This is a genomic window from Clostridium massiliamazoniense (assembly GCF_001403635.1).
In the GTDB taxonomy this organism is placed as follows: domain Bacteria; phylum Bacillota; class Clostridia; order Clostridiales; family Clostridiaceae; genus Sarcina; species Sarcina massiliamazoniense.
This window is the reverse complement of record NZ_LN879468.1, coordinates 751,512-768,948: the sequence shown is the minus strand read 5'-3', so window position 1 is coordinate 768,948 and position 17,437 is coordinate 751,512. Positions and strand designations below refer to the sequence as shown.

Sequence of the window (17,437 nt, the reverse complement as noted above, 5' to 3'; positions counted from 1 at the left end):
CTGGTATCTGTAATATTCTAAAAAGGCACAGGTCACAAGATAACTTTAAACTACTTATCTTTCTATTATAAATAGAAAAGTTTTATATAGCTATTGAATTGTTTTGAATAAATATACTAATTTTTTTTATTGAACCCTATAAGTTAAATTAATAAAATTTAAAGGGTGATATGAGAATTTAATTAAATCTATTTTATGAAATAGTATACATATTAATTAAAGCATAAAATAAGAGAAAAATATAATAATTTTAAATTTGTTAAAAAATAGTTGTATATTATATTTAATTATAGTATACTTTAATTAAGCTAGAAATAGCGATATATTAGATTAAAGATTTTAAAGATAAATAAGTTTCTCCATTGTTAGAGAATTTATTGAATCCTATAATCTTTAACAAGGAGGTAATTTATAATGGAAGATAAGAAAATAGTTTGTTGTGATTGCGGATCAGAATTCGTATTTACAGTAGGAGAGCAAGAATTCTACAAAGAAAAAGGATTCGATAACGAGCCAAAAAGATGCCCAGCTTGTAGAAAAGCTAAAAAAGAGCAAAATAGAAGATAATTATAAGCCATGCAATTGCATGGCTTTTTTTAATTTAAGGAATTACGTATTTTATTTTCTAGAGAATTTGAAATTTTAAATCTTAGAAGAATTCTATAAATATTTATAGAAATTATTTTATAAGTAGGATCTTCTAAAGAATCAAAAGTAGTTTTAATTTTCTCTTTTAATTCTTTAACGAAAATTTCTTCATTATATTCTTCAGTTATATTAGTTTTATAAATAAACTTTAATTTACTTTTAAACTCTTTTATTAGTTCATCTTTATTAGGTAAATTATAAAGATAAAAGAAAAGAAAATAAATATTATTATTTAAAGTTCTTTGATTATAAACAAATTGATTTATAATTTTATAATCTAAATTACTATTATTTAAGATTATTTTATCTTCTAAAAGTTTACTTATAAATATTTTATCACTTAATTTTTCTAAAAGTTCATAATCGCATTTATGATTAAGACCTAAACGAAGCATATCTTCGCTCAATTTATAGTATTGACTAGTAAAATTTCTAAGAGCTGTTTTATTATCAAAAGGCATAATATACTTAGTACCTAAATAACCTATGAATATTCCAAGAGTCATAAATAAGAACCTATAGAAAATAGTTTCATAGGGATTTTTCCCCATCATAAAAAACACTCCAAGAACTATGGCCGTAATACAGATAATTTTTTTATCATAATCTTTTAAGAACATATATATGTAATAAAGTGCTAAGAATAAAATAATTTTAATATAAGGAGAATGGAAGGCTAATGTTATTACAACAAACAGCGCTATACCTCCAACAGTTCCAATAAATCTTTGTGTAAATCTTTCTCTAGAATTTTCAGCATAGGGTTGAACAACTGCATATAGTGTTATAGTTATCCAATTTCCAAATGGAATTTTAAAGAACCCAACAACAAAACAAGAAACTGATATTAAAAATGAAAGCCTAAAAGCATAAGTAAATCTTAATGAAGTTGTAGTAAAATTAAGTTTAAACATATTTTTAAACTTTAATTTCTTTGGTAAACTAAGATAAGTATTTAAATTAAGTAAACTTTTATCTTTAATTTTTGAATCATTAAAGTTTTTTATAGAAAATTTTAGCATAGCCATATTTTGAATTATTTCAAAAGCGGAATAATTATAATTTAATAATTTTTGGTAACTAGAAGTAAATAATTCAATTTCTAATATTAGTTTTTCATCAGCTTTATCATCTTCTATAAATGAAAGTAAATCTTGTAATAATAATGATAAGTCTAATAAAAATGCTCTATACAAGTCATCATCTAAATTATGTTCAAGATCATAAAGAGAGTAGTTTAGCCTTTCAATATAAAGAGAGAAGTTAAGTCTAATATTATCAATATTGCTTATGCATAAATCAGTTGATTTTCTCTCGTTGATAGTATTAACAATAGTTTCTATATAGGTGCTTACCTTAGAATCACTTTTATCTAGTTTTTCATTTTCAATTAATAAATTAATTTTATTAGAAACGTCTCCTACCAAAAGTTTTAAAGTTTTTCTTAGCTTATTTTGTGATTTATTTTTATTTATTATTAATTGGGTAAGAACAAGAAATAATGAACCTAAGGAAAGACCTAATAATCTTTTTGGTAAAGCTGTTACTGGTATAGGATTAATTAATAAAAATAAATAACCAAGAACAAATGGCGCCCAAATTGATTTTTTTAAGTCATAAACTAGAGAATAAGTAATAAAAAATAAAGCAAAAAAGTTTATGAAAAATCCTATATAAATATTAAGTGATGCTAAAAATGGGAAAATACCTATATAAAGATATATAACAAAAAACTTAGCTATATTTTTAAATGGATTTACTGTTAAGTCAGTATCAAAGAGCATAGTAGCTCCATGAACAATAGCAACACCAACAAAAGCATTATCTGCACCTAAAAAGTCCCAAAAAGCAAAGAAGGTTGTTATAGCTAATATATATATAATGCTTTTAGATATAAAGGTTTTTTTATCAATTTTATTATCAAATATAATCATATTAATTACTTACTAAGCTTTAAAATTATATCCTTATGTTCAGGATATTCTTTTAGTAAGTCTTTTTGAGAGAATAATTTAAAATCATCAAAGGTAAAGGCAGGTGCCACCATACATCCAACTAAAGAAAAATCTTCATTGATCATAGCACTACCAAATATATACCCCTTAGGAACTAAAATTTGAGGAGCTTCTCCTTTTTCTATATCCAATCCAAGATTTTTAGTTATAAGTTCTCCAGATGGAGATATCATGTAAATAGTAAGTGCTGAACCTGCATGATAATACCACATTTCATCTGCTGTAAGCTGGTGAAAATGGGAAACCTCTCCTGTTCTTAAAAGAAAGTAGATACTACTAAAAAGTTTTTTTTCTTTATTATCAGATGTTGTAATAGATTCCTCAGAAGAAATAATTTCTTTATAGAAACCACCTTCTACATGAGGAAGCATTTCGAGTTTATTTATAAAGTAATCTGCGTTTTTCATATAAAAAATCCTTTCTTTTGTTTTTTTAGTATAGTTAACTTAGACTAATTATATATAAGAAAAGAAATATTTTCAATAAAGTTGATAGAAAGATTAGAAATCTGTATAATAATGCTGAATAAACGATTATGGAGTGATAAAAATAATATGAGATTGAGAAAAAAGCCTTGGGCTAGACCAGAGTTAGAAAGTTGTGACTTTTTCGTAATAAATCCAAAAGAAAATAAAGGTAAGTGGAAAACTTTATTTAAAAATCCTGATAGAGAACTTCATTTAGAACTTGGTGGAGGAAAGGGAACATTTATGGCAATGTTAGCTTCAAGAAATCAAGATGTTAATTATCTTTCAATTGATATAAAAGATGAAGTTATTGTTTTAGCTAAAAGAAATATAGAAAAGGTTTTTGAAGAAGCTGGAATAAATACTATAGACAATGTTAAAATAATGGCACAGGAAATAAATTTAATAACAGAGGCCTTTGGGGATGGAGATGTAATTGATAGAATATACATAAACTTCTGTAATCCGTGGCCTAAAGATAGACATAATAAGAGAAGATTAACTCATACAAGACAATTAAATAATTATAAGACATTCTTAAAAAAGGGTGGAGAAATTAGATTTAAAACAGATGATGATGAACTTTTTGAAGAATCTATAGAATATTTTAAAGAAGCAGGTTTTGAAATAACATATATAACAAGAGATCTTCATAATAGTGATTTTGAAGGTAATATAGTAACAGAACATGAAGAAATGTTCTCTTCAAAAGGAGTAAAAATTAAATTCTTAATAGCTAAAAATTAATAGAAAAAATCACGGATAAATATATTTAGCCTAGAAAATATATTTTTCATGTGATTTTTTTTGTGTACATAAATTAAAAATAATTGACCTTAAACTACATAAGTTTTTTGTAATTAGAAAATAATATATTTAACATTGAAAAGAAAGGAGAAAGATTTAATGACACCTAGTGATTTAATTACAAATTTTAATAAGTGGGTAGTAATTGGTGATGTTAGCAATGAAAATAAGTATGCAAAGAGAATATATGATAAATTTAAGATTAGTGGATACACTGTAGGGGGAGTTCATCCAAAAGGGGGAGAGGGAATTTATAAAACACTTCAGGAAGTTCCTTTTAAAATAGAAGCTATAGATTTATGTATAAATCCTGTAGACGGTTTAAAGTATTTAAAAGAAGCAAAAGACCTTGAAATAAAAAATGTTTTAATACAACCAGGAGCAGGAAGTGAGGCTATTAGTAATTATTGCAAAGAAAATAATATAAGAACTTTAGATGGATGTGCATTAGTGGAATTGAGTAAATTAGTTCTTTAATTATAAAATTCATAGAGAACATTATTAAAAGTAAAAGCATATTATGGATGATAGTTTAAAGTGAAGGAGAAAAGATATGCTATTACACAGTAGGAGAAGAAGAAGAAGTATATTTAAAATGAAAAGAAGGAAGTTAATGCTAGAAAAAATCTATGAATTGGGAAAATAAATATTTACAATAGAGGACTAAATATCTATAATAAAGATATAACTTAATAAATATGCAATGAAAAAGAAGAGTACATTAAATCAAATTTTCACAGAGAGTAAGGCATAAGCTGAGAGCCTAATAAATTTATTTAATGGAAGGAAGCTTTGGAGCAATAAACTGAAAACCAGTATGAAGTAAGTTTATGGGTACTTCCCTTAAGAAGTTAATGAGTGAACAAATTACAAAGTGATTTGTTAATTTAGGTGGTAACGCGAGAAGATATTAATCCTTTCGTCCTATTTTTTTAGGATGAGAGGTTTTTTTTCAGTTAATATAGAAGAGTTAATTTTAAAGTTAATTGTTCTCTGTCAACTGAAAAGACAGCAAAACTAAAAGAAAAGGAATGTGAAAAAATGAGTTTTGAAAAATTAGCAGAATTAATATTCCCTAATATTGATAAAACACCAGAATATTACTTAGAAAAATTTAAGAAAAGAGAATTAAAAGAAGGGGCTAAGGTTACTAGATATGCACCAAGTCCAACAGGATTCCAACATATAGGTGGAGTATTTTCATCATTAGTAAGTGAAAGATTAGCCCATCAAAGTGAAGGTGTATTTTACTTAAGAATAGAAGATACAGACCAAAAAAGAGAAGTTTCAGGAGCTATTGATGATACATTAAAAACAATGCATACATTTGGCATGGATTTTGATGAGGGTATAACGGGAGAAACTACTGAAAAAGGTGAATATGGCCCATACAAACAAAGTGAAAGAGCTGATATATACAGAGCTTTTGTTAAAGATTTAATTAAAAAAGGATTAGCTTATCCTTGCTTTATGACAGCAGAGGAATTAAATGAATTAAGAGAAAAGCAAATAGCAGAAAAACTTACACCAGGATGTTATGGAGAGTTTGCTAAGTATAGAGATTTAAATCCAGCAGAAGCTATTAAGAAAATAGAAGCTGGAGATGAATATATAATAAGATTAAAATCACCTGGAGATGAAAATAAAAGAACTGTAACTAAAGATTTAGTTAAGGGTGAAGTTTCATTCCCAGAAAATATTCAAGACGTAGTTATAATAAAAGGCGATGGTCTTCCAACTTATCATTTTGCTCACGTTATTGATGATTCATTAATGGGAACAACTCATGTAACAAGAGGAGAAGAATGGCTTGCATCTCTTCCAATACACCTTCAATTATTTAGAGTTCTTGGTCTTAAAGCACCTAAATATGCACATATGCCATCAGTTATGAAGGTAGATGGAGGATCAAAGAGAAAACTTTCAAAGAGAAAAGATCCAGAAAGTGCAGTAAGTTATTACAGAGAGCAAGGTTATCCTTCAGTATCAGTTATTGAGTACTTATTAAACATAATAAACTCAGCATTTGAAGATTGGAGAGCTGCTAACCCTAAAACTGACTATCATGAATATAAAGTTGAATTAAATAAAATGAGCAAAAGTGGAGCTTTATTTGATTTAGTTAAATTACATGATGTAAGTAAAGATGTAATTTCAAAAATGTCAGCAGTTGAGGTTTATGACCTTTATTCAGCTTGGGCTAAAGAATATGATGAAGATATGTTTAAGCTAATATCAGCTGATGAAGAATTTTCAAAAAATCTATTTAATATAGATAGAGAAATAGCAAAACCAAGAAAAGACTTTGGTAAATGGAGCGAAGTTAAGGAAAAAATCTTCTTCTTCTTTGATGAATTATTCTATGAAGAAACAGTAGAAAATGTTGAGCTACCAAAAAATATGGATTTAGCAGAAGCTAAGAGAATAATAGAAGCTTATGCAAAGGCTTACGATTTCAATACTGATAATATTAAATGGTTTGATGATTTAAAAGAAGTTGCAGTAGAACTTGGTTATGCAACAGATAGAAAGAAATTTAAAGCAAATCCTGAAGAGTTCAAAGGAATGGTATCAGATGTTGCTGGAGCAGTAAGAACTGCCTTAACACACAGAACAAATACACCAGATTTATATACAATAATGCAAATCTTAGGTGAAAAAAAAGTAAGAGAAAGATTTAATAAATTTTTAAGCTTATAATATTTTTCTAAAAAAACAGAGCTGTATCTTATTTAGATATAGCTCTGTTTTCTTTAAGTGAAAACATTGAAGAAGTTTTCAGATAATGTATTAAAAAGCCTGTGGCAAAGATAACTGATAAAAGATTGGATAAAGGAAGTACAAGCCATAACCCTGTTAATTTTAGATTATCCGTTAATGGTAATATTAAGATTAATGGAATAAAGAAAATAACTCTTCTAAATAATGATAAAATAAAAGCTTCTTTTGCTCTTCCTATAGCACGGTAAAAGCTCATTGATATAAAATACAAACCTAATATAGGGGAGAATATTATTGAAATTTTTAAAGCTTTACTAGCACTAGTAATTAAGACTGTGTTAGTAGTGAAAATTTCAATTAAAGGTTTTGAAAATACAAACATTATTATAGTTAATGTAGAAGCTAATATTAAACCAAATATTGAACTGAAGATTAAAGTTTCTTTTATTCTTTTAAAGTTTTTGGCTCCAAAATTAAAACCTACAAGAGGTTGAATACCCTTTGCAAGACCTCCAGTTGAAAGTTGAATAAATGAAGTAAGTCTATAGATTATTCCATAGACTGCTATAGCATCATTACCACCATAGAAGAATAATGCATGGTTTAAAAAGACCATTCCAAAGCTAGCAGCGATTTTATTAGCAAAAGTTGAAAGTCCTACAGGAAGAATTTCTTTAATTATTGCTATACTGATTTTTAAATCTTTAATTTTAATTTTTATAAATGATTTAAATTTGAAATAATAAAGTATATATATAAAGTTACTAAGCTTAGCAAGAACAGTTGCATAAGCAGAACCAGCAATACCAAGTCCTAATACAGCTATAAAGAAGTAGTCTAATATTATATTTACAATAAGACTAATAATAACTCCATTCATATTATATTTAGTGTTTCCTTCAGCCCTAATGATGTTGTTAGAAGCAACACAAAGTGGAGAAACTAAGGTACCTATAAACATTGGTCTAGCATAGTCTACTGCATAGGGAATAACTATTCCTTTAGCTCCAAAAATTTGAACTATGTATTTAGTAAAACTAAAGCCTAAGACAAATATTATTATAGAAATTAAAAATATGGTGGCTAAAAGATTAGATGAGATTTTATTTGCTTTTTCATAATCTTTTTTACCTAGGCTTCTTGATATAAGTGAACCAGTTCCTGAAGAAAATAGTAAAGTCAAAGCAGATATAAACATTTGAATAGGAAGATATATGGCAAGAGCAGTAATACCTATGTACCCAACATATCTTCCTATAAAAATAGTATCTATTATATTATATAGTACATTTGTCATTGAAGTCAGAATAGTAGGTATACCTAGATATAAAATAGATTTAGGGACTTTTTCTGACGATAATAAAAATTCTCTTTTACTCATATTTTTGTCCTTTGTTATTTAAATTTGAATTTAATACTTATTTTATTTAAAATAAAGTTAGTTAAATGCAACTAATATTATACTTATATTAGTTGTATCTTGCAACTAATGTGAGTATAATATTTTTAATAATTTAGAGAAATGTGAGGAAACTTAATTAAATGAATAATATAGATTTAAATAACGGATTAACAGAAGGATTTTCTCCTGGAAGACTTATAAGTATAGTATCAAGATATCATTCTTATTGTCTAGGAAAGAGTCTTAGTAAGTATGATTTAAGTAAATGTGAATATAGATGTTTAATACAAATTTATAAGCATGAGGGAATATGCCAAGATGATATAGCTGATATTTTGAAAATTGATAAGTTTAGGATTGCTAAATCTATAAAATTATTAATGGAAAAGGGATATGTATATAAGGAAAAGGATATTAAAGATAAAAGAAAACATAAAGTATATCCAACTGAAAATGCTTTATCTATTAAAGAAGCCTTTATAGATATTTTAAATTATAATTCCAATATAATGGTAAAAGGATTTTCTGAAGAAGAAAAGAGAATGGTGAATAGTTTACTAGTAAAAATGGCTGAAAACTTATATGAAGAGGCAGAGAAAGTTAAAAATATATATAAGTAATAAGTTATTGATATAAAACTAAAAAAGTATTTTTATTATATTAGAAAAAAGAGTATTATTTAATTGTAAATAAAATCTATTTTATTTAAGATTTGCAAGGTACTTTGTATTATTATTATTTGTTAATAGATTAACTATTTAACAAATATCACAGAGTATAAACTCAATATAATATATAATTGAATTTAGTTTATTATATTATGATGAGTAATAGAATGAAAATAGTTTGTATATACAAACTAAAATTAATGAACTCTAAGTAATTTGATTAAAAACTTAAATAAGTCTAAATTTGAATGATTTATGAGGTGATGAAAATGGAACATCTAAAAGAAATATTATTAAATGAAATAGAAGAGTATAGAGAACAAGGAAAACGATTTTTAAATAAAGAACTTACTGTGCCACAATTTAAAAAAATATCTGGTGGAATGGGATCCTATGCTCAAAGGGGGGCATCAGATTTTATGGTAAGACTTAGAATTATGTCTGGAGTAACTAATAGAGATGAACTTTCTACCATATCAAGTTGGGCTAAGGAATACAATTTAGATACAATTTTATTAACAACAAGACAGGCAATACAATTTCACAATATCACTATAGATCAAGTATGTGAATTAATGAAAAGAGGTATAGAAAAAGAAATCTATACAAGAGGAGCTGGTGGAAATTTCCCTAGAAATGTAGCATTATCTCCTTTAGCTGGAGTTCATAAGGATGAAGCCTTTGATGTAACTCCTTATGCCTTAGAAGTTAATAAATACTTTTTAAACCAAATAACAACTTATAAGTTACCAAGAAAATTAAAGGTAGCATTTTCAGCAACAGCTAAGGATGAGGCACACTGTACAGTATCAGACTTAGGATTTATAGCTAGAGTAAATAATGGTGAAAAATATTTTGAAGTTTATGCAGGTGGAGGACTTGGAAGAAATCCTCAAAAAGGAGTAGTAGTTTCAAAAAAAGTAAGTAAAGAAGATATATTATATTACGTTGAAGCTATGGTAAGTATGTTTAAAGCAGAAGGTGATTGGGAAAATCACAACAAGGCTAGAGTTAGATATATGTTAGCAAGAATGGGCGAAGAAGAGTTTATAAATTGCTACAATAAGCATTTAAAAGAAGTTAAGGAAAATAATGAGCTATCTATTAATATAGAGGAAAAAGTTATAAATAAAGCTGGAAAAGCAACTGACATAAAAAATATTAGATTAATAGAACAAAAGCAAGAGGGACTTTATAGTGTTTATTTCCAACCTATTGGAGGAATTTTAAAGATATCAGATTTAGATGAAATTCTAGAAGCTACTAAAGATATGGAATTTATAGAATTTAGAACATCAATGGAAAAGGGTATGTATATAAGAAACCTTAATGGTGATGAGGCTGAAAAACTTTTAGCAGTAACAATGCATAAAGGTGGAGATACACTAGCAGAGCAAAGCGTTTCTTGTATTGGAGCCACTACTTGCCAAATTGGTATTTTAGATAGTAATGGCTTACTTCATAAAATAGTTGCAAAATTAAAAGAAAATAAAGTAGAAGAAGGATTACTTCCTAGAATTTATATTTCAGGGTGTCCTAATTCTTGTGGTGTACATGAAATAGGTTCAATAGGTTTAGCAGGGAAAAAGAAAAGAGTAAATAATGAGACAAGAAATGCTTTTGAATTATCTATAGGAGGACATGTTTCCTTAGGAAATACTGAGTTAGGGAAAGTAATTGCAGATATAGCAGAAGAAAATGTAATAGATATGATACTTGAAATTTCAAGAGCTGTTAAAGCAAAGGATATGACTTTTAAAACTTGGATATTATTAAATGAAGATGAATTTAAAGAAATAGTTAAAAAGTATAGTATTTAAAAATTTCCAAATTAAATATAAAATAAAGAGGATGCATCAAATTGCAGATGCATCCTTTCTGCTTTTTATCTCTAAATTATACTGTTTTTTGACAAAAATTAAGAAGAAAATTGTAAAAAGTTAATTGATAACATGAAAACTAATATTATTAATCTTGTATAAAAAGTAAATATAAATTAAAATAATTAAAGGAGAGAATAAAATTTTTAAATAAAATAGTTTGTTAGTGAGTTTTAGAAAGGTTGATTTATATGTTTTTAATAGTAAAAGATAATGACAAAATATTTGTAGCTTTAGAGGGTTCGGATTCTGTACTAGCTTCAATGTATGCTTCACTAAAAGAGGAATATAAAGAAATAGATTTAGAAATTGTTTTTAATAGACCAATTTGTAAAATAGAAAGAAATTTAGTTAGATTTGTTGATTTCTTAAAAGGTAAAGGTGAAGAGAGAAAAGTTGAAGTTAAAAAGGAACCATTAGTAGAAACAATAGTGATGAATGAAACTAGAAGTAGTAAAGCTAACAATATTAATATAGATAGAAAAGAGAATATAAAAGAAGATGAAAAAGAAAACACTTTAATTTTAGAAGAAGTTCCAAAGAGAAGAGAAGAAATTAAACTAGAGGTGGAAGAAATTAAGCCAATTTCAAGAAGAGAAGAAATTCAAATTGAAGAGGTTGAAGTAAAACCTGTAGAAACTGAAAAAGAAAGTATTCAAATAGAAGAAGTTGAACCTGTTGTTGTAAAAAGGGTTGATCCAGCTGAGAGAGCATTAGAGAGAATAAGAGAACAACAAAGACAAGAAGGATTACCTAAATTAGAAAATAAAGTTAATACATTAGAATATAGAAAATATTTAGAAAACTTCATGAAATTAGGATTTACAGCATCAGTTTTAAGCAAAAAAGTTGCTGATATAAATGATAGAGAACTAAAAGGAAAAATGAATGAACTTTGTGGTGTAGTTATGTCAAGGGTAGAAAGTTATGAAGAGAAATTTAGACAAGCAGGTCTTACAACAGCACAAATACATACTTTTAGAATGGAAGCTTTAAGAGAAGTAAAAAAATATAGAGACTCATCTTATGAAGAAGTATTTAAGTACTTAAGAAAATTATATGAATTAAGTGAAGACTTAATAAAGGAATTATAGAATAAGTTTTAAATAAAGAGGGGATATAGACCTCTTTTTATTTTTTTTGAAAATATGAATAAAATATAAATAGATTAATAAAATGAATTGACAAATTCGAAAAGCTGTTAGATAATAGTATAGAAGTTAATAACGACGGTAGAGGCGCAATATTTAAAAGTATTATTATGGAGATTTAAGCTGTCTGTGAAGTAATAAGAAAGGAAACATTGCCGAAATGTGTAATTCTTAGCTTAAGGTTATATGTTGGGCATACATAGAATATATGTATGACTGTCACAAATGTGTATTTTGTGTTGAGCTATCATCAATTATAGATATTTTATAAATATTAGATTTGATATTATGACTCTAAACACAGGTAAGTTTAGAGTCTTTTTTATTGCTTGCCGAAGTTAGAAACTTATGGAATACCATAAGAGGAGGAACTTAAGATGGAACAATCAAAAGAAAAAGGAAATGGCGAACAACTTCAAAGAAAATTAAAAACGAGACATCTTTCCATGATAGCATTAGGAGGAGCCATAGGAACCGGAATATTCTTAGCTATGGGAGGAACATTACATCAAGCAGGTGTTGGTGGAGCCTTCATGGCATATTTAGTAATAGGAATTATGGTGTATTTCGTATGTACTGGTCTTGGGGAAATGGCAACATATTTACCTGAAACAGGATCTTTTGGAAGCTATGCTAATAGATTTATAGATCCAGCTTTAGGATTTGCCTTAGGGTGGAACTATTGGTATAACTGGGCAATAACAATTGCTACAGAAATAGTTGCTGGAGCTTTAGTTATGAAGTTCTGGTTTCCACATGTACCAAGTGGTTATTTTAGTGCATTATTTTTAGTAATAGTAGTAACTTTAAACTTACTTTCAGCAAAAGCCTATGGTGAATCAGAATTTTGGTTCTCAGTTGTAAAGGTTGCAACTATAATAATATTCCTAGTAGTAGGAGTGCTTATGATTTGGGGAATAATTGGAGGAAAAGCGGTAGGATTTAAAAATTATTTTACTGGTGGTGGTCCATTTATTGGTGGATTCAAATCATTCTTTTTAATCTTATTAGCTGCTGGATATGCATATCAAGGAACTGAACTTGTTGGGCTAACAGCAGGGGAAAGTGAAAATCCAGAAAAAGACGTTCCTAAAGCTGTTAATTCAATATTCTGGAGAATACTATTATTCTATCTAGGAACAATATTAGTTATGGGTGCTCTTATTTCTTATAAGCAAGCAGGAGTGCAAACTAGTACATTTACAATGGTATTTGAGAAAATGGGAATAGCAGGTGCTGCATCTGTTATGAACGTAGTAATATTAACATCAGTACTTTCAGCTGGAAATTCAGGTATGTATGCATCAAGTAGAATGATATATGCTATGGCTAAAGAAGGAATGGCACCAAGAATCTTTGCAAAAGTAAATAAAAGAGGTGTTCCTGTAAATGGAATAATATTTACAACAATAGTAGCATGTGCATGTTTCTTAACAAGTTTCTTTGGTTCAGGAGTAGTTTATACATGGCTTGTATCTGCATCAGGACTTGCTGGATTTGTTGCATGGTTTGGTATTTCTTTATGTCATTATAGATTTAGAAAAGCTTATATAGCTCAAGGAAAAGATTTATCTAAATTAAAATATAAAGCAAAATTATATCCACTAGGAACTATTTTAGCTATAGTTATGTGTGTAGCTATTGTATTAGGTCAAGGATATTCATACTTCGACACAACAGGACCTATACAATGGGGTGGAGTAATTTCATCATATATTGGATTACCTATATTTATAGTTCCATATATTTATTACAAAATAAAGCATAAAACTAAATTAATTAAATTAGAAGATGCTGATTTAGAAGTAAGAAAATAAAAATAAAGGATGGTATAAACCATCCTTTATTTTTTATAAAATTTTTTAAAGTGATTTTGGGTTTAATTCACAAACCGTCAATAAATTCATAGTATCATAAACTGCTTCTCTAACTCCAGCTAGTATTATTAAGTCATTTAACTCTAAAGTACTAGTAGCCGTAGGCATTATTTCAATACCATTTCTTATAATAGTAAATAATCTACAACCAACTGGGAATTTACAGTCTTTAAGTGCTTTACCAGAATAATATTCATTTAAAAGAATTATTTCTCTTACTATGATCTTATCTTCTTCTACAGTAGTTTCTTCCCATTGACTAGAATCTATTATTTTTTCAAATAATATAGGGAAAATTATACAAGATAATACTGTTGTTAAAATAAAGGCTGAATAATCAGTTTTTCCTATATACCCTAATTCAAGAGCTATTTGAGCTGCAACAACAACAAGACTAAGTTGAGCAGTTAATAGCATTGAACCTGAGAAGGCATTTCTTAATCCAAATTTCCTTTTTAAAAGTAAAGAAGGAATTATCTTTACAAGGAAGAAGATTAGAAGAAACATAGGAATTTCAATTAATGCTTTGGGACTTTGAAGTACTGACTTTACATCAACATTGACACCAATCATAATAAAAAATATAGGTATTAAAAAGCCATAGCCGATACCATCTAATTGATGAGAAATTTCCTCTTTTGCCTTACCAACAAGTAAAGAAAAAATCATACCAGCTAAGAAAGCACCTAATACTATTTCAGAATGAAGTTTTTCTGCAACTACAACTAATATTAAAATTAAAGCAAAAGCAGCTCTAACACTTAAATTTAAATTTTTAAAAGCTACAGCTGAAAAGTCATTTATTTTAAGGAAGTGTTTAGCAAATAAATATAATATAAATGCCACTATAAATATTAAAATAAATTCAAAACTTTTAAAAGTAATACCATTAGTAGCAACAGCTGAAATGATAGTAATTCCAATTAAAGTTGTAAGTTCACAAATTATACTAAAAATTAAAATAACTTGCCCAAAGGTGCTCTTAATCATATTTTTACTTTTTAATATAGGCACTACTAAACCTGGAGCAGATGCCATAAATATTAAAGCAAAGAATAACATTCCTTTATTTATACCAATAAATTTTAAAGAAAAGCTAAGTAGTATAGCTACAATAAAAGATACAATTATCATTTTTATTGACATCCATAAAGGAGAAGTTTTTTTATCTGCTGATTTTAAATCATTAAAATCAATTTCAAGACCACTGAGGAACATTAAATAAGAAAGACCAAGATTAGATAAAAATAATATGGTAATATCTGGACTGATTATATTTAAACAACTTTTTCCTATAATAATACCTACAAATATTTCTCCTACTTGGTAAGGAATTTTTATTTTTTTTAGTTTTGATACTAAAAAGGGTGTTATAAAGGCAACAACCGCAAGTATAAATAAAGAATCATAGTTTAATGCCTCATTCAATTTATCCACCAACTTTCTATGTGTTCATAAAAGTAATAATATAGTATATTTAATACAATTTCAATTAAATTAAAAAAAATATAAGAAAAGTTAACAATTATATAATAAAAATTTGTAAAAATAAAATTTATTGTTATATAAAAGGAAAAAGAATAATAACAATTATATTTTTTAATATTATTTTATTTAAAATTAATAATTTTATGAAGCAAATAATGATATAATGAAATAAATTTAGTTAAAATTTTAGGAAAATACCATTATTAATAGGATTAACAAAAAAGGTACTAATTATTAATAGAAAGGTGGAAATTTTATAGTAAATGATTTTTTGCAAGTATTAGAAGTTTATAGTTTTATAGCAATTCCTATAAGTTTGATGGTTAGCATAGCTATTGCAGTAGCTGGGTTTTTACCTTCTTTTTTTGTTACAGGAGCAAATATAGTATTTTTTGGACCTATAAAGGGTTTTTTTATTTCGCTTTTAGGGGAAGTGATGGGAGCTTATATTACTTTTTATATTTATAGAAAGGGATTTAAAAATAGAATAGAAGATCAAGAACTAGATAAATATAAGCTTTTAAAAGGGATAATAAAAAGTAAAGGGAAAAAGGCAGCTATATTAGTAGGAGAAGGAAGATTACTTCCATTTATACCGTCTGGATTTGTTACTTTAGCAGCAGCTATAAGTAACATAAATATAAAAGAATTTATTATAGCTACAGCTATAGGAAAAATTCCATCTATAGCTTTAGAAGCTTTAGTTAGTTATAATTTGATAAATATAAATTATAACTATATGAGATTATTTTTAACTATTATTTCTATAATAATTATATATATTACTTTAAAGAAGTTTGTAAAATAAGACATAATTTACAGAAAGCTAAAGTATCTTTTTGAATTTAGGAGAAAGTTACTTAGGTATCTATGCTTACTTACTCTAGCTTACAAAAAATAAAAACCTAAAAATAGCAACTTAATATAAAATTAAGTGCATATTTTTAGGCTTATAGTTTCAGTCCACTTATTATTATATCCATATAAAAATATTTTATACTTCAAAAATCCAACCTTCAGGTCCTTCAATGTCTCCAAATTGAATACTATATAAAATATCATATAATTTTTTAGTTATAGGACCTGGCTCTTCAGTGCTATAAAAAACATGTAATTTATTTTTATATTCTATACCACCTATAGGTGTTATTACAGCAGCAGTTCCACAAGCACCAGCCTCAGCAAATTCACTCAAGTTATCTATAAAAACATCTCTTTCAAAGACCTTTAAATCAAGATAATTTTCAGCTATATGAAGTAGTGAATATTTAGTTATGCTAGGTAAAATTGAAGGAGAAAATGGTGTTACAAATTCGTTGTTTTTTGTAATACCAAAAAAGTTTGCTGCACCAACCTCTTCAATTTTACTTTGAGTGGCTGGATCAAGATAAATACAATCTGCAAAGCCCTTTTCAACAGCTATTTTATGAGGAGTTAAACTAGCAGCATAATTCCCACCCACTTTTATGCTTCCAGTTCCTCTAGGAGCAGCTCTGTCAAAATCAGCAATCATAAAATTAACTGGTTTTAAGCCACCTTTAAAATAAGGCCCAACAGGCATACAGAAAACTGAAAAAATATATTCGCTAGCAGGGTGAACGCCAATATTGTCACCAACTCCTATTAAAAATGGTCTAATATATAGAGTTGCTCCAGTACCATAAGGCGGAACAAAATGTTCATTTGCCTTAATTACTTTCTTACAGGCATCTATAAATTTTTCTACAGGAATTTCAGGCATAAGAAGATTAGCTGCACTTCTATTCATTCTTTTAGCATTTTCATCAACTCTGAATAGTTGAATTTTTCCTGATTTAGTTCTATAAGCCTTTAATCCTTCAAAGCATTGTTGTCCATAATGAAGAGCAGGAGAACCCTCACTTATTGTTAATGTATTGTCTTTTGTTAAAATTCCCTCATCCCATTTTCCATCTTTCCATTTAGAAACATAACGATAATCTGTTTTAATATAAGAAAATCCTAAGTTGCCCCAATCAATATTAGCTTCTTTTTTCATAAAAAAAGCCCCCTTTATTAATGTTTTAAAATAATTATAGCATAAAAATTATCAAGTCACATTAAATGTAAATTAATAATAAAAAAGGGTTTTAAAGAAGTGATTATATAAAAAATTTTTAAAGGTTATTGGAAGAGGGCTTTATTAATAATAAAATTTACGGGTTCAAAAAACTAACAGAGCTATGATGAAATCTAATGTCAGAAGAACCGATTAAAAGCTTATGTTTTCTATATCATAAACTTTTTTCATTAGTGGAAAAAGCATAAGAAAAAGCAAGTATAATAATTGTATAT

The 17,437-nt window shown here is 27.1% G+C and carries 14 protein-coding genes, 1 riboswitch and 1 other annotated feature; of the genes, 9 read left to right on the top strand and 5 right to left on the bottom strand.

The genetic code is table 11. The annotated features are described in order from the left end of the window. Positions 1-414: 414 nt before the first annotated feature. Entirely contained in the window at positions 415-567 is a 153-nt protein-coding gene (locus ARA19_RS10515) for a zinc-ribbon domain-containing protein (RefSeq protein ID WP_055070923.1), read from the top strand. Positions 568-596: 29 nt separating this feature from the next. Here the strand turns inward: ARA19_RS10515 and ARA19_RS10510 are convergent, their stop codons facing one another. Both ARA19_RS10510 and ARA19_RS10505 read right to left on the bottom strand, forming a co-directional pair. Continuing rightward, the gene (locus ARA19_RS10510) at positions 597-2,582 is read right to left on the bottom strand and encodes an FUSC family protein (RefSeq protein WP_055070922.1); all 1,986 of its coding nucleotides are present in this window, start codon (positions 2,580-2,582) and stop codon (positions 597-599) included. A gap of 5 nt (positions 2,583-2,587) precedes the next feature. Beyond that, positions 2,588-3,070, bottom strand: a complete 483-nt coding sequence (locus tag ARA19_RS10505) for a cupin domain-containing protein (RefSeq protein ID WP_055070921.1) — start codon at positions 3,068-3,070, stop codon at positions 2,588-2,590. Positions 3,071-3,217: 147 nt separating this feature from the next. Here ARA19_RS10505 and trmB point away from each other — a divergent pair, with 147 nt between their 5' ends. From trmB to gltX, 3 genes are all read left to right on the top strand, one after another. Beyond that, positions 3,218-3,877: a tRNA (guanosine(46)-N7)-methyltransferase TrmB gene (gene trmB, locus ARA19_RS10500; RefSeq protein WP_055070920.1), complete on the top strand. Its 660-nt coding sequence runs from the start codon at positions 3,218-3,220 to the stop codon at positions 3,875-3,877. 159 nt (positions 3,878-4,036) lie between these two features. After that, positions 4,037-4,414, top strand: a complete 378-nt coding sequence (locus ARA19_RS10495; protein WP_055070919.1) for a CoA-binding protein — start codon at positions 4,037-4,039, stop codon at positions 4,412-4,414. Between the two features lie 217 nt (positions 4,415-4,631). Beyond that, positions 4,632-4,867: a binding site (T-box leader), on the top strand. Between the two features lie 111 nt (positions 4,868-4,978). Further along, a complete protein-coding gene (gene gltX / locus ARA19_RS10490; RefSeq protein ID WP_055070918.1) occupies positions 4,979-6,637 on the top strand; it encodes a glutamate--tRNA ligase in 1,659 nt (552 codons plus the stop codon). A gap of 28 nt (positions 6,638-6,665) precedes the next feature. Here gltX and ARA19_RS10485 read toward each other — a convergent pair whose 3' ends face one another. Further along, complete coding sequence (locus ARA19_RS10485; protein WP_055070917.1) at positions 6,666-8,039, bottom strand: MATE family efflux transporter; 1,374 nt, start codon at positions 8,037-8,039, stop codon at positions 6,666-6,668. Between the two features lie 161 nt (positions 8,040-8,200). On the opposite strand from ARA19_RS10485, the gene ARA19_RS10480 reads away from it, so the two are divergent. The 4 genes from ARA19_RS10480 (at position 8,201) to ARA19_RS10465 (ending at position 13,576) form a co-directional block, all read left to right on the top strand. Next, complete coding sequence (locus ARA19_RS10480) at positions 8,201-8,680, top strand: MarR family winged helix-turn-helix transcriptional regulator (protein WP_055070916.1); 480 nt, start codon at positions 8,201-8,203, stop codon at positions 8,678-8,680. Positions 8,681-8,997: 317 nt separating this feature from the next. Continuing rightward, on the top strand, positions 8,998-10,548 hold the full coding sequence (locus tag ARA19_RS10475) for a nitrite/sulfite reductase (protein WP_055070915.1): 1,551 nt from the start codon (positions 8,998-9,000) through the stop codon (positions 10,546-10,548). 251 nt (positions 10,549-10,799) lie between these two features. Continuing rightward, the gene (locus tag ARA19_RS10470) at positions 10,800-11,702 is read left to right on the top strand and encodes a hypothetical protein (protein ID WP_055070914.1); all 903 of its coding nucleotides are present in this window, start codon (positions 10,800-10,802) and stop codon (positions 11,700-11,702) included. 131 nt (positions 11,703-11,833) lie between these two features. After that, positions 11,834-12,014, top strand: a riboswitch (Lysine riboswitch). A 122-nt stretch (positions 12,015-12,136) separates the two neighbouring features. Then, the gene (locus ARA19_RS10465; protein WP_055070913.1) at positions 12,137-13,576 is read left to right on the top strand and encodes an amino acid permease; all 1,440 of its coding nucleotides are present in this window, start codon (positions 12,137-12,139) and stop codon (positions 13,574-13,576) included. A 45-nt stretch (positions 13,577-13,621) separates the two neighbouring features. Here the strand turns inward: ARA19_RS10465 and ARA19_RS10460 are convergent, their stop codons facing one another. Continuing rightward, complete coding sequence (locus ARA19_RS10460) at positions 13,622-15,064, bottom strand: cation:proton antiporter (protein ID WP_055070912.1); 1,443 nt, start codon at positions 15,062-15,064, stop codon at positions 13,622-13,624. A 379-nt stretch (positions 15,065-15,443) separates the two neighbouring features. Here ARA19_RS10460 and ARA19_RS10455 point away from each other — a divergent pair, with 379 nt between their 5' ends. Then, positions 15,444-15,932 carry a TVP38/TMEM64 family protein gene (locus ARA19_RS10455; protein WP_084764576.1) on the top strand — a complete coding sequence of 163 codons (489 nt, stop codon included), beginning with the start codon at positions 15,444-15,446 and terminating at the stop codon, positions 15,930-15,932. A 186-nt stretch (positions 15,933-16,118) separates the two neighbouring features. Here ARA19_RS10455 and ARA19_RS10450 read toward each other — a convergent pair whose 3' ends face one another. Further along, positions 16,119-17,141 (bottom strand): branched-chain amino acid aminotransferase, encoded by a 1,023-nt coding sequence (locus ARA19_RS10450; RefSeq protein WP_055070910.1) that lies wholly within the window; start codon positions 17,139-17,141, stop codon positions 16,119-16,121. Positions 17,142-17,437 lie beyond the last annotated feature (296 nt).

What these genes read in the sequence shown, in the direction of transcription:
- ARA19_RS10515 (WP_055070923.1), top strand. Translation starts at nt 415, where the DNA reads ATGGAAGATAAGAAAATAGTTTGTTGTGATTGCGGATCAGAATTCGTA.
- trmB (WP_055070920.1), top strand. Translation starts at nt 3,218, where the DNA reads ATGAGATTGAGAAAAAAGCCTTGGGCTAGACCAGAGTTAGAAAGTTGT.
- ARA19_RS10480 (WP_055070916.1), top strand. Translation starts at nt 8,201, where the DNA reads ATGAATAATATAGATTTAAATAACGGATTAACAGAAGGATTTTCTCCT.
- ARA19_RS10465 (WP_055070913.1), top strand. Translation starts at nt 12,137, where the DNA reads ATGGAACAATCAAAAGAAAAAGGAAATGGCGAACAACTTCAAAGAAAA.
- ARA19_RS10495 (WP_055070919.1), top strand. Translation starts at nt 4,037, where the DNA reads ATGACACCTAGTGATTTAATTACAAATTTTAATAAGTGGGTAGTAATT.
- ARA19_RS10485 (WP_055070917.1), bottom strand. Translation starts at nt 8,039, where the DNA reads ATGAGTAAAAGAGAATTTTTATTATCGTCAGAAAAAGTCCCTAAATCT.
- gltX (WP_055070918.1), top strand. Translation starts at nt 4,979, where the DNA reads ATGAGTTTTGAAAAATTAGCAGAATTAATATTCCCTAATATTGATAAA.
- ARA19_RS10470 (WP_055070914.1), top strand. Translation starts at nt 10,800, where the DNA reads ATGTTTTTAATAGTAAAAGATAATGACAAAATATTTGTAGCTTTAGAG.
- ARA19_RS10510 (WP_055070922.1), bottom strand. Translation starts at nt 2,582, where the DNA reads ATGATTATATTTGATAATAAAATTGATAAAAAAACCTTTATATCTAAA.
- ARA19_RS10505 (WP_055070921.1), bottom strand. Translation starts at nt 3,070, where the DNA reads ATGAAAAACGCAGATTACTTTATAAATAAACTCGAAATGCTTCCTCAT.
- ARA19_RS10455 (WP_084764576.1), top strand. Translation starts at nt 15,444, where the DNA reads ATGGTTAGCATAGCTATTGCAGTAGCTGGGTTTTTACCTTCTTTTTTT.
- ARA19_RS10475 (WP_055070915.1), top strand. Translation starts at nt 8,998, where the DNA reads ATGGAACATCTAAAAGAAATATTATTAAATGAAATAGAAGAGTATAGA.
- ARA19_RS10450 (WP_055070910.1), bottom strand. Translation starts at nt 17,141, where the DNA reads ATGAAAAAAGAAGCTAATATTGATTGGGGCAACTTAGGATTTTCTTAT.